The organism is Paenibacillus odorifer (genome assembly GCF_000758725.1).
In the GTDB taxonomy this organism is placed as follows: Bacteria; Bacillota; Bacilli; order Paenibacillales; family Paenibacillaceae; genus Paenibacillus_AQ; species Paenibacillus_AQ odorifer.
Genome location: NZ_CP009428.1, coordinates 1,889,653 through 1,903,609, shown reverse-complemented (window position 1 = coordinate 1,903,609; position 13,957 = coordinate 1,889,653). Strand labels below are relative to the sequence as shown.

8 protein-coding genes are annotated in these 13,957 nt (G+C 44.5%); 1 reads left to right on the top strand and 7 read right to left on the bottom strand.

Going from position 1 to position 13,957, the window contains the following annotated elements:
* Positions 1 to 572: 572 nt before the first annotated feature.
* Entirely contained in the window at positions 573 to 2,186 is a 1,614-nt protein-coding gene (locus PODO_RS08005; RefSeq protein ID WP_038569530.1) for a sensor domain-containing diguanylate cyclase, read from the top strand.
* Positions 2,187 to 2,248: 62 nt separating this feature from the next.
* Here PODO_RS08005 and pulA read toward each other — a convergent pair whose 3' ends face one another.
* The 7 genes from pulA to PODO_RS07970 form a co-directional block, all read right to left on the bottom strand.
* Complete coding sequence (gene pulA / locus PODO_RS08000) at positions 2,249 to 4,636, bottom strand: type I pullulanase (RefSeq protein WP_052096884.1); 2,388 nt, start codon at positions 4,634 to 4,636, stop codon at positions 2,249 to 2,251.
* A gap of 379 nt (positions 4,637 to 5,015) precedes the next feature.
* Positions 5,016 to 6,728, bottom strand: coding sequence for a phosphoenolpyruvate--protein phosphotransferase (gene ptsP, locus PODO_RS07995; RefSeq protein WP_036683566.1), 1,713 nt, complete (start codon positions 6,726 to 6,728; stop codon positions 5,016 to 5,018).
* Positions 6,721 to 6,996 carry an HPr family phosphocarrier protein gene (locus PODO_RS07990; protein ID WP_036683569.1) on the bottom strand — a complete coding sequence of 92 codons (276 nt, stop codon included), beginning with the start codon at positions 6,994 to 6,996 and terminating at the stop codon, positions 6,721 to 6,723. The genes ptsP and PODO_RS07990 overlap by 8 nt, the downstream gene beginning before the upstream one ends.
* A gap of 98 nt (positions 6,997 to 7,094) precedes the next feature.
* Positions 7,095 to 9,164, bottom strand: coding sequence for a glucose-specific PTS transporter subunit IIBC (gene ptsG, locus PODO_RS07985; protein ID WP_036683572.1), 2,070 nt, complete (start codon positions 9,162 to 9,164; stop codon positions 7,095 to 7,097).
* A 265-nt stretch (positions 9,165 to 9,429) separates the two neighbouring features.
* The gene (glcT, locus tag PODO_RS07980) at positions 9,430 to 10,308 is read right to left on the bottom strand and encodes a glucose PTS transporter transcription antiterminator GlcT (RefSeq protein WP_036683575.1); all 879 of its coding nucleotides are present in this window, start codon (positions 10,306 to 10,308) and stop codon (positions 9,430 to 9,432) included.
* A 400-nt stretch (positions 10,309 to 10,708) separates the two neighbouring features.
* Positions 10,709 to 12,292: a flotillin lipid rafts scaffold protein FloT gene (locus tag PODO_RS07975; RefSeq protein ID WP_052096883.1), complete on the bottom strand. Its 1,584-nt coding sequence runs from the start codon at positions 12,290 to 12,292 to the stop codon at positions 10,709 to 10,711.
* Positions 12,292 to 12,828, bottom strand: a complete 537-nt coding sequence (locus PODO_RS07970) for an NfeD family membrane protein (protein ID WP_036683577.1) — start codon at positions 12,826 to 12,828, stop codon at positions 12,292 to 12,294. The genes PODO_RS07975 and PODO_RS07970 overlap by 1 nt, the downstream gene beginning before the upstream one ends.
* Between the last annotated feature and the right edge of the window lie 1,129 nt (positions 12,829 to 13,957).

Genomic DNA, 13,957 nt, shown 5'->3' with positions numbered 1-13,957 from the left:
CAGGTATCTCTTTACTACAAGAGATATGTCTCTTTATTATATGCAAAATCTGTCGTTTTGACAAGTTGGATTGGCATCGGGGCGGGCAGGCGTGATTTTTGGAATGATGCCTGCTAACAAAGCCGCACGACTTCACCCCATTCACGCACTGCGTAACGAATAATGAATGATTAGCTTTCCTGTAGTCATTATGACTAAGGGCAGTTTTTTTCAGCAGCTGTAAGCCGTATCATTTATGGTCGAGTGGGGTAATAGGATCCATCGGTTTGAATATAGATAATTCAATAGGCCCATACATTAAACTTTAAATTTTGTCTTTTGGATTATTATGAGTAAAGATTGCTCTATAAGCAGCACGTCCTATATACTTGATATACTAGAAACTACCATTTACTCACACGTACACTTTCCTATGTTTTCCCACTATGTATACAACACCTCTTTTATTCCCAAAAGCACCTTCAAACATCAGTGACTGATTTAAATTACGCCTGACCATAGATTGACTTCTGCAGGTTCTACTTAAGCAGCAATAGATTTACTTAATCATCTTATACAGGGAGAAGATGACTGTGGCAGGGTTCTTCGAATTTAAGGTAACACGCAAACTATTCTATGTCTTCGCTGCAATCTCCGTCCTTCTGGTCGGGATCAGCGTGTCCTCGCTACTCTATTTAAATCACACTATTAATAGATTGTCAGATTCTCTTTATGATGATATATATCAGAACTCTAAGCTCATACTAAGCGCCGATCGTGATCTGCATCAAGCTGCTGTAGCCTTGCAAATCGCAATGGGTCCAAACCTAACAGCCGCAGAAGGTGAACAGTTCACTAAGGAGTTTATAGATAATAATCTTCAAGCGCAGGAACGAATAAGTCTAGCAAGAGCAAATATCAACGCTATAAAAAAACCTTACAGTGATATGAAACAAAGTGTAATTATCCTTTCCGAATTAAAAAACGAGCTGCACTCCTTCGAAACTACCATTGTCATGTGGAAAAATTCAGGGCATACGCTAATAACGGAACGGACGAAGAGTAGCTGGAATCCGGATTCATATTCTGCGCTCACCCTAAACTCGCAATTCAATGAAGCTAGAGCACATCTCGATCAAGCAGAGGACTTGATTGGCAACTACGCCTTGCAAGTAACGGACGGTTTTAAGGATAAAAAAAGCGCTTTGTTCTCCCTATATTCGCTCCTCTTACTTGTGTTTCTCCTGGTCATTATTTACCTTGGACGCAAAATCATCTGGCTCCAGAATGAAATGCTGGAAGAACAAACACTTTATCAGCTAATCGGTGAAACCATGTCTGATTTCATTATTTTGACGGATCCTAACGGGTTGATTCTATACGCTTCCCCCTCACACTCCAGTATTCTAGGCTATGTGCCTAAAAAAGGAGATCCGTTATCCAACTACATACGTGAACCGGAGATTGCCTGGGCTAAATTAAAGAGCGTGGTTCAGGGAACCCCACGCATTTCAGAACTGCGCATGCGCGGAGCAGAAGGCCAATGGGTATGGCTTGAAACTAAGGTGTCACCTGTTCTCGGCAGCCGTAAATTCCCAGCACAATTCATGCTGTTATCTCGAGAAATTACCCAGCGAAAACAATACGAAGAACGACTACATAAGCTAGCCTTCTATGATCATTTAACAGCGATTCCCAACAGGGCTCATTTCAAAATGTATATGGAGAACCTTATCACACAACCCGAAGAACGGAAGCAAAAAATTGCACTGGCCCTGCTGGATTGTGACAGATTCAAGCAGCTAAATGATACCTTAGGCCATCTGGCTGGAGACGAATTTCTTCAGCTGCTCTCCCGTGAACTTCAGCATACAGTCAAAGGAATAGGTCAGGCCTTCCGGATCGGCGGAGATGAATTCGCAGTTGTACTGCATCGATTCACTTCTCCAGAGATGCTTGATGAAACGCTGCAGCGGTTACTTAAACTGTTCAATAAGTCTTGGTCTGTTGATAACGGGTCCAGCTTCCACACCTCCGCGAGTATCGGAGTAGCTTTATTTCCTGAACATGGAAGCAGTATCAATGAACTGCTGCGTGCCGCCGATTTGGCGATGTACCGCTCCAAAGACCATGGTGGCAATAAAGCCAATCTTTACTATGAGCTTGTGGACGAAGAGTTTGCTGACCAGACCATTGTAAAACCATAAAACCAAATAAAAAGCTGTCTCAGGATACAATCAACCCTGAAACAGCTTTTTTTGTATTGCCACTAACTGCTTAACCGAAGATGATCCTCTGAAATTCCATCAATCTCCTGTTCACGATCCCGGACTAAGACCTTGGTTAACTCTCCATTCGTAGAACAATCAATGAAGCGGTCTCCGTCTCCATCTTTTTCTTCCCAATCATTAAGCCGCAAAATATATCCGATGGATTGGGTATCTGGCAGCACTTCGATGCGGGCTACTGCACGCCCGTTCTCCATATAACGGAAATCGCATTGTCCATCCTGGATTCCTGTATCCCAAACCCAAAGATTCCAGCCTTGGTAATTCCGATCTGGGCGTTCATAGTGTATTTCGATGATTTTAGAGCGTGGGGCTGGCTCACCACATTCATCATAAAGGACCATCATCGACAACCCTTCCACCTCTACCTCATTGCCTTCGATCCTGCGGAGGGCTTCTGTACCTGCATGGGTATGGTCTACTACTATACTCCACCCGTTAGAAATCTCAGGAAGAGCCACCGTCATTCGTTCATTATTAGCATTGAAGATAACGGTTATATTGTTCCAAAGATCGCCTCCTGCATGGCCTCTAAGCAGATACGATACTATTCCGCCATCACATCGCAGAAATTCCAACGAACGTTCAATTTCCTGGCGGCCATGCAGACGAAATGCCGGATGTGTGCGCCGCAGCTCGATCAGGCCTTTATAATATTGAAATACGGGCTTAAATACGCTTTTCATATTCCAGCGGATCGAGTTGATCGCGTCACCGCTGCGGTAGCTGTTATGATCCCCAAATTTACTGCGCAGGAGCTCATCTCCAGCATGCAGGAAAGGTATCCCTTGCGATGTCAGAATAATTCCGTTAGCAAGCAAGGAACGACGTACAGTTTCATTACCGAGAATGTTCTCCGGATCTACATACACGTATGGATTGGCAAGGGCCACTGCATCTTCAAGATCCTCGTTATCCATGTTGGCGATTACCGGAAAATCAGCTTTCTGGCTCCCCCCTTGAACGATAAGCAACTTATCCCATAAATTCAAATTATCATGGGCAGTTACATAGTTCACAGATTCCACAGGCGAGTCCGTAAACTCATGAATTGCTCCTTTAATTCCGGCTGCAATAGCACCTTCTTTGCCGTATTCGCCTGTCACGAACCCTCTTCCGAAGCCATCACTATCCCCTTTGATCGCTGAACGAAAGTTATCGTTGAAGACAGCATAACCCTTGCCCCGTTGTACACCTTTTAGCGTTTTAGTGGCCAGCGGAGAATCTCCACCCGTCCAAGGTTCACCGTAAAGCAACAGATTCGGATTCACTTCTAGACGGAGCTCTTCCGTAATCTCCCGCATGGTAACACTGTCCATCAGCCCCATCAGATCAAACCGGAAACCATCGATATGATATTCCGCAGCCCAAAAAGATAGGGAGTCTTTAATAAATTTTCGGACCATCGGACGTTCTGTAGCCAGCTCATTGCCAACCCCGGAGCCATTCGACAAACGTCCCATAAAATCGCGGCGATAGAAATAATCTGGGACAAGCGGCTCAAAAGGTCCATTCTCCACAGCATAAGTGTGGTTGTAAACGACATCCATAATTACCGCGATCCCGCGGCTGTGCAAGGCCTGCACCATCTCTTTAAATTCACGGATCCGCAAGCCAGGATTGGCAGGATCGGTGCTGTAAGATCCTTCAGGTACATTATAATGCTGGGGATCATACCCCCAATTGTAGTCCACATTAGCTATGGAGGAACCCCGATTAACCACCTTCAGCTCATCCACGGTCTGAAAATCAAATACCGGCATCAGATGAACATGGGTAATCCCTAATTCAGCCAGATGATCAATCCCCACTGTATTTCCTGCCGGATCCTTTAAACCAAATTCGGTAAATGCTTTGAATTTACCCTTATAATACATACCAGAGCTCTCATGTGAGGAAAAGTCACGAACATGCAGTTCATAAATCACTGCGTCGGCAGGATGCTGTAACGGAGGCGCTACATCCTGATCCCAATGTTCTGGATTCGTATCCTGCAAATTAACGATTGCCGATCTTAAACCATTAGCTGATACGGCTGTTGCATAAGGATCTACTGCTTCTGTCACATTACCATCTGCAAAAACAGCACGGTACATATAATATTTCCCTTTTAGATCACCTGATAACTTGGTCTGCCAGACTCCGCCATTACTACGCTGCATATATACAATCCGACCACTGTCCACAGCGCTCTTATGTGACTCAGCATTCAGTCGATAACCACCTGTTTCGTACAGGACAAGGGACACAGCAAGAGCCGTAGGTGCCCAGACTTTAAAGACACTGTACTCCGTTGAATACGTCAAGCCTAAATCCTTACCCTCATAGACTTCCATCATCAATTCTGCATTTATATAATTTTTACTCATGAATTAACACCATCCTATGGCTCCCCACCTAACCTGTGGGGTTGCTTATAAGTCCATATATTACCAATTCATTACATATTAATACTTGCACAGCGCTGCAAGTCGGCAAATGGAGTATAAACTTTCTATGGATCCTTACTATTATATGTACGACATATTTATAGGTTTGGGTTCCTTATCGACTTTATGCTCATTACTAATACTATCGGTATAGACATCTGCGCAATAAAGAAAATAAACAGTGAACAGTAAATGAGGTCGAATTAAAGTAAATTATAGATTAAAAAACATAAAAAAGCCGACCTCCAGCCATCGGAAGTCGGCAATAGTAGTTGGAAAACAGTAGAACGCTAAAACGGATTAATGCATGCGTAAAAAGTTACTTAGCGATACTTTGAACAAGTGCAGCTACTTCTTCAGCCGTGCCAAGCTGCAAAGCTTTTGCAGCCAAATCCTTCATGTCGGCAGCCGACAATTTAGAAATTTGACTGCGCGCTGGCAGAATGGAAGTTGCACTCATGCTGAATTCGTCAAGACCAAGACCCAGTAGCAGCGGAATAGCTGTTGCGTCACCAGCCATTTCACCACACATCCCTGTCCATTTACCTTCTGCATGGGCTGCATCAATTACATTTTTGACCAAACGCAGGATGGCTGGATTGTAAGGCTGATACAGGTAAGATACCTGTTCATTCATACGGTCCGCAGCCATTGTATATTGAATAAGATCATTCGTACCGATACTGAAGAAATCAACTTCCTTAGCAAACTGGTCAGCCAGTACAGCAGTTGATGGAATCTCAACCATTATACCGAGCTGAATGTTGTCTGATACTTCCTTACCTTCTTCCCGAAGCTTAGCTTTTTCTTCGAGCAAAAGATCACGCGCAGCACGGAATTCACCAAGCGTAGCTATCATAGGGAACATAATGCGAAGATCCCCGTGAACACTCGCTCTTAGTAATGCGCGTAATTGAGTACGGAAAATATCCTGACGATCCAGGCATAGGCGGATCGCACGGAAACCAAGGAAAGGATTCATTTCCTTCGGAAGGTCAAGATAAGGCAGCTCTTTATCGCCACCGATATCCAGGGTACGTACGACTACCGGCTTACCCTTCATGTTCTCAAGTACAGTACGGTAGGCGTTATATTGAATTTCCTCAGAAGGCAGCTTATCGCGACCCATGTAAAGGAACTCAGTACGGTACAGACCTACACCTTCGCCACCATTCTCAATGACACCATTCACATCATTTGGTGTACCAATATTGGCAGCTAGCTCAACATGTTTACCGTCTGCTGATACTGTAGGTTCGTCGCGAAGTTTCTTCCATTCTGCGATTTGCAAGTCGTAAGCTTCCTGCTTGCGAGTGTACTCTGCCACTTCAGCTTCGCTAGGATTGATCAGAACGTCCCCATTCAGACCATCGACAATCACCAAATCGCCAGAATTCACTTCGGACAGAACCGTTTTAGTTCCAACAACCGCTGGAATTTCCAAAGAACGTGCCATAATCGCAGAGTGGGAAGTCCGTCCACCAATGTTCGTTGTGAAGCCTTTAACGAACTTACGATTAAGTTGTGCTGTATCCGATGGTGTTAGATCTTGAGCAATCACGATTACTTCTTCACTGATTTCTGCAGGACTTACATAATGAATGCCCAGCAGGTGGTTCAGCAAGCGCTTGGTAACATCACGCATGTCAGCTGCACGTTCCTGCAGATAGGCACTCTTCATATTTTCGAACATCTCAATGAATTGCGTAGCCACTTCGTTTAGCGCATAGTCCGCGTTAACCGATTCCTCACGGATTTTATCAATTACAGGATTGATCAGCTCTGGGTCATCAAGAATAAGCAGATGTGATTCGAAAATCTCAGCCTTTTTCTCTCCCAGCTCTGCCAAAGTACGCTCTTTAATCGTTTGCAGCTCCACTCTTGATTTGGCGAGTGCATCATTCAACTTAGCGACTTCTGCTTCAGTATCACTGATACCTGTCTTCGTAATCGTATAATCCGGATGTTTCAGGATAAAAGCACGGGCTACTGCAATCCCTGCTGAAGCCGCGATTCCTGAAATCTTATTCATGGATTTCCCCTAGCCCTTCTTTAATCATTACTTCTTGAAGAGCGTTCAAAGCTTCTGCTTCTTCGCTTCCTTCAGTAATCAAAGACAAAGTATCTCCAGCCTCAAGACCCAATGACAATACGCCAAGAATGGATTTCAAAGTTACTTTTTTACCTTTAGCTTCTGCAAATGCTTCTGTACCTTTGAATTTTGTTGCTGTATTTACCAAGGCAGTTGCTGGACGTGCGTGAATTCCATCTTCATCGACAATTCTGAATGTTTTTTGCATAATATTATCCAACTCGCTTTCTGTTATTAGAGTATTTTAAATTTATAGTGAAAGCTTCGCTTCCTTGTATGAACAAGGAAGCATCGGCCCTTGCACTTTTACTGAATCGTAATGATGTCTTGGTCTCCTATAGAAACCTTACCCGGCTTCTTCAATGTTACAGAAGAGCCTTCTGGTAAATTCGAGAAAATAACAGGTGAGATTACAGAAGGTGCATGTGCTTTTACATACTCTAAATCCACTTCCATAATCGGTTGCCCAGCCGCTACAAGATCGCCTTCTTCAACTAATACCGTGAAGCCTTGACCTTTAAGCTTAACCGTATTAACCCCAATATGAACGAGCACTTCCTTGCCTCCGTCAGACATAATACCGATGGCATGTTTGCTCGGGAACACGTTAAATACCTTACCGTAAACCGGTGAAGCAATCTTCCCATCTTCGGATAGGAACGCGAAGCCATCGCCCGTCATTTTTTGGGAGAATACTGGATCTGGCACCTCTGTGATATCCAACAATTCACCGTTTACTGGAGATACGATATCTTCCTTGATAATCGCTTCACCAGCTTCACCTGCCTGTTGTTCTTCTTCTGGCTCTGGAGTAACCACTACTGGAGCTGCTGAAGCCGCAGGTGTCTTTCCGTTAATCACATCTTGAATCTGCGATTTAATCGTATCTGAACGTGTGCCAAAAATCGCTTGAACGTTATTACCCACTTCCAGCACACCTGATGCACCAAGTTTCTTAAGACGGTTCTTGTCTACGCCTGCCTTATCTTTAACTTCAACACGAAGGCGGGTAATACAAGCATCTAGATGAGTGATGTTTTCTTTACCACCTAGAGCGGACAAAATGTTCCGCGGTAGATCATCACCGGCTCTGGAGACAGACTCCGTATTCACTTCTTCTTCTTCATTCGTATCTTCTTCACGACCCGGTGTCATAAGATTGAATTTCCGAATTACAAACCGGAAGCCGAAGTAATAAATTAAGGCAAGGGCCAGACCTACCGGAATAACCAGCCACCAAGCTGTACGGTTCGGGATAATACCGAAGAGCACAAAATCGATAAAACCACCCGAGAATGTCATCCCGATTTTAACATCAAGAATATGCATAGTCATAAAGGACAGACCTGCAAACACAGCATGTACAGCGAACAGCAATGGAGCCACGAATAGGAACGAGAATTCGAGCGGCTCAGTAATCCCTGTCAAGAACGATGTCAATGCCGCGGAAATCATCAAACTTCCGACGATCTTTTTATTCTGTGGTTTAGCTTCATGATAGATAGCCAAAGCCGCTGCTGGAAGACCAAACATCATGAATGGATATTTACCCGTAGTAAATGTCCCTGCTGTGAAGTCTACTCCATCGCGAAGCTGCTGCATGAAGATCCGTTGGTCACCACGTACCAATTCTCCAGCTTTATCAACGTAGGTACCAAATTCATACCAGAATGGAGAGTAGAAAATGTGATGCAGTCCAAAAGGAATGAGCGAACGTTCGATCGTTCCGAAGATAAACGCTGCAAGCGTTTTGTTCGTATCAATCATACTTTGTGACACATAGTTCAGACCATGTTGAATAGGTGGCCATACTATTGTCAGTAACAAGCCCAAGATTAGAGCTGTTACCGCCGTCATAATCGGTACGAAACGTTTACCTGCGAAGAAACCTAGGTAAGAAGGAAGCTCAATTTTGAAGAATCGCTTGTACATGGCCGAAGCCAATATACCGACGAGTATACCTCCAAACACCCCTGTTTGCAGTGTTGGAATCCCTAATACGCTGGCATACGAGAAGTCGCCTTGGCTTAGAACGTAATCATTAACACCAATAACTGTACCCATCGTAATGTTCATTACGAGGAAACCGATAATGGCAGCTAGACCCGCAACACCTTCACCCCCGGCTAAACCTATCGCAACCCCCACCGCGAAGAGTAAGGCTAGATTATCAAATACAATTTGTCCTGAATTCATCAATACGTTGGCAACAGCCTGAACAACATGGTTCTCCAGTGCTGGAACATATTGCAGGAAGTCTGGGTTTACCAGCATGTTTCCTATTCCAAGAAGCAAACCTGCCGCAGGCAGAATAGCTACTGGAAGCATCAGAGCTTTACCAACTCTTTGTAAAACACCAAACAACTTTTTAAACATTTAGGTTACTCCTTTCATTAATTTCACTAAAACAGATGCCAAAAAAGGCATGAGCAACACAGTATAGAAGTTGTAATCTAACGCTATCGTTAGATTGCCCCAAGAAGGGGGTTAACAACCAAAATACTGTAATTCACTCATGCCTGATCGAATCAGTTACACGCTCGATATTCTGTTTTGTTGATGACAGTGAACATTGTAGCATCGTTTTTTTTAAGTAGCAAGCGTTTTTTTTGAAACCATGATTTGTTACAACTTTTGCACTTTAAGGAGCTTCACCATTCTTGTCCATATCTTGTTCGTCCACTTTTTTCTGGGCAATACGCTGCAGGTGAATCGTCAAATAACTTACCTCAGCTTGATACACGGGAATTCGCACACGCTGTTCGATAATTTTTGTTAATTTCCAAGCCAACGAATACATCTCAGGATACTCCCGTTTCATGAGTCCATCCAGGGTTGAGGTCTCTTGTACCGCCTCTCCACGGCGTAATCTTTCTAGAACAAATCGCAGATGGGTTACCAGTCTTGAGTAATCAAGTGAATCCCGTGGGATTCGATAGTCCAGATAATTCTCGACTAACCCAACCAGCTCTCCAATCAAGAGAGAATGTTGTCTAACCTCGGAAATTTGCCTATTACTAAGTGCGCTGACAATATGAAGAGCCACAAAACCTATCTCATCCACCGGCAATTCCACGCCCATAGCCTCATTGATCCGTCCAATCGCATATTCTGCCATCTTATATTCCTCAGGATAAATCTCCTTAGTTTCATACAAAAATGGATTATGAATTGGGATATCTTGTTCAAAACGACGGATAGCAAAAGAAATATGGTCGGTAAGTGCAATGTGAATATGCTCATTAAGCGGCTGACGGTTACAATGCATAATATGTAATACTATTTCTTGAACGACCTCAATCAACTTCTCATCCACTTGGGGAAGAAGCTGTTTATATTGTTCCTGCTCCTCCTGGCTACGAAGAATAAACATCTTCTCCACGGAGGATAGATTAATCTGATCACGCAGCTTGCGGTTAAACCCTATCCCTTTACCGATAACTACAACCTCAGAATATTGAGGATGCTGGGCAATGATAACGTTGTTATTTAACACCTTCGCCACTGTTATGCTACTCATTTTTGACACCTCTTTTATTTCTAAACACCTAACTTCCAGCAGCATTCGCAATAAGAAATCGTACGATAAATACAAGCTTTGCTACCATCATAACACCAAGAATTGCATATTAGAAGAACACTCTGTGTCCTTACTAAGCTAGTAGATCAGAGTGAACAGCCTTAAAGGCTTTTATTTTACCTGAAAAAATCTTTAAACACCAGTGAAAGCGACGATGTCCATTTATACAATAATTCCCATGGTATTTCGATAAGCTATAAGCTTCATCAAAAATCACCTGTAAACGCAGGAGCTTTTTATCATGTTGTCTGATTTAGATCAAAACATAAAGATTAAGGTATGACCAGCAGCTTTGCCAGTCATACCTTAAGTAAATTAAATCAATATAATTTGCATTAAACTATTTTTCCTTTTGTTCAGGCAGAGAAGTTAAAGTCTCGCTGGCTGCACTGGATGTTACTGATGGCTGAATATAAGTTGCAGGGGCAACTGGTGCGGTTGGTGTAACTGATGCTCCTTTGCTTCCGGAAGCTTTAGTAGTCAGCCCCTTGATCAGTGCCTCTACATCAATCCCTGAGACGCTCTTCAGCATCTCTGGAGCGGTGGACATTAGCTGAGTCACATAATTGCTGACCCGGGCTGCACCTTCCCCATTACCGGTATCTACAACGGTAAGTTTATCAATAGATGCCAGCGGCTTCGCAATTTGGCCAGCCAAATCAGGCAGCATTTTGACGATGATGTCGAGCACCGCCGCTTCGCCGAATTTCTGGAAAGCTTCCGCCAGTTTCTCTTTGGCTTCTGCTTCCGCTAGACCGCGCAACCGGATAACCTCAGCATCCGCTGTACCTTTAGCCAGCTCTGCATCCGCCATCGCTTGACCTTCAAGACGCTTCTGCTCAGATGTCGCTTTTGCTTGCGTTTCAATACTATATTGCAAGGCATCTGCCTCACGCATTCTCTTCGCCTTATCGGCTTCCGCCGCTTGCTCTACTGCATAACGATCCGCTTCTGCTTTTTTCTTCACTTCAGCATCATACTGCTTCTCGCGAACTTGAATTTCTTTGGCTTGCAAATCGATTTCACGTTCCTTACGTACCAGCTCAACCTTCATCTGTTCTTCAACAACGGTCTGCTTTGCACGTGCCTCTTGAATATGATAAGCCTGGTCGGCTTCCGCTTTCGCTGTATCCTGATCCCGTTTAAACGCAGCCACCTTAAGCTGGTTTTCCTTAGAGGCTTCGGCAATATTCGTATCCCGCAGCAGCTCAGCTTTTTGCCCTTGCTCTTCTGCGTTTGCCTTTTGAATTCTCGCATCCCGCACTGCTTCTGCTTCAGCGATCTCTGCATCCCGCTTCACAGCAGCTATCCGCGGTTTACCCAGTGCCTCTAGATATCCATGTTTGTCTCGCACATCCTTGATGGTAAAGGAAACAATTTGCAGACCCATTTTCTTAAGATCACGTGCCGCCACGCCTTGAACCTCTTGCGCAAAGCGGTCACGGTTACGATATACTTCCTCAACGGTCATCGAACCGAGAATGGCCCGCAGATGACCTTCAAGAACTTCTTGTGCTTCGCTCTTCAGTGCTTCAATCGGTTTGCCCATAAATTGCTCAGCAGCTGTCGCCACATCTTCCGTTGAGCTACCCACTTTAATGATCGCTACGCCGTCGGCAATAACCGGAACCCCTTGTTCGGTGTATACTTCCGGGGTCGTCACATCGAGTTTATGAGAAAGAAGCGACATAAATTCAGCCTTCTGAAAGACTGGGAGTATAAAGGCACCGCCCCCGCGTACAATCTTTATTTTACGACCAGAACCATCGTCTGAAATATGATTTTTCCCTAAGAACGACCCCGTTACGATCATCCCTTCATCGGGTCCAACCGTTTTGTAACGTGCCCAGAATGCGATACCTAGCACAAACAAAACAGCAACGACAACAGCAGGGACTAACAAATACTCAGGAATACCGAACATTAAAGATCCACTCCTCTTCTCTTTTCGAATTCTGACACCAATGCAACGCCTTCTCTAACCTCCACTACAACAACTTTAATCCCTGCCGGAAGCAGCTCATGATCAAAGCTTGCTGCCGTATGCAGGCTATTGCCGGCGCCAAACTTTACCATAATCTCACCATAACCAGTGGCGGGAACAGGAATTGTGATTTCCCCGATCTTACCAGGCAGATCACTCATTGAGAAACCATTGGACATTTCGCTTTTTTCCATGGGCTTAACCACCCCTAGATACATAAGTACTCCCAAAAAAGCGGCGGCTAACAAAGACAAAGCAATGATCGCCCCAGCCTCCAGAGCGCTGTACCGGGTTAGAAGAATGCCCGCTCCGCCGAACACGGTTATTCCTCCTGCCAGCACGGTGGGATTCAGAAAATCTACAGATACGAAATCAAAGGCCCCATGCAAGGCATCTCCGATCACATCGCCCACCAGGACGCTGACTATGGCAAATATGACGCCTAGCGCCAAGCAGCCTAAATACAGCGTTTGCATTTTTATTTCCTCCTGTCTTCAATCAGGACTGTCATATTACATTAAACGTACAAAGTAGGTCCTTGGTTTCACAATCTTTGGATATTCACCCAAATAAGTTCCATTCAGAGGATAAGCATGCGCACATTGACACTGTTTTATTACATACGATGGGGTTGTTCTCAAAGCCGTCCAATAGTTGCTGAGGCGCTGATTTTTGTTGGAAAGTTACTTAATCTAAACAGCAAAATTTGTAGTGTCTCTGGTGTCCGAAAACTTGCTCAAAACGCTGGAAATTCGCAGATAACGTCAGCTAGGTCCGTAGGGTAGGCGTGTATTGGTAGAGGAATCAGTCGTGTGGGGATCATACAAACCCTAGTTGGTTAGGTAACACTCTCGCGCGTATGAAGAGGCTATGCTGCTTACGCCTCGGCCTATCGGACTCAGCAGACCCTATTCGCCGATTTTTCCGACATTTGTTATGCTATCGGACCGCATAGTCTCTATTGGCATAAAAACCAGCAAATAAAAGACCATTTCGAAGCAATAGTGTCTCTGGTGTCCGAAAACTTGCTCAAAAGGCTGAAAATTCGCATATAGCGTCAGCTGGGTCCTAAGGTAGGCCGTATATTGGAAGAGGAATCAGTCGTGAGGGGATCTTACAAACCCTAGTTTGTTAGGTAACACTCTCGCGCGTATGAAGATACTATACTGCTTACGCGCCTCGGCCCATCGGACTCCGCAGACCCTATTCGCCGATTTATCCGACATTTGTTATGCTATCGGACCGCATAGTCTCTATTCGCATGAAAACCAGCAAATATAAGGCCATTTCGAAGCAATAGTGTCTCTGGTGTCCGAAAACTTGCTCAAAAGGCTGAAAATTCGCAAATAACGTCATCTGGGTCCGTGGGTAGGGCGTGTATTGGTAGAGGAATCAGTCGTGAGGGGATCTTACAAACCCTAGTTTGTTAGGTAACACTCTCGCGCGTATGAAGATACTATACTGCTTACGCGCCTCGGCCCATCGGACTCCGCAGACCCTATTCGCCGATTTATCCGACATTTGGCATGCTATCGGACCGCATAGCCCCTATTGGCATGAAAAACAACAAATATGAGGCTATTTCGAAGCAATAGTGTCTCTGGT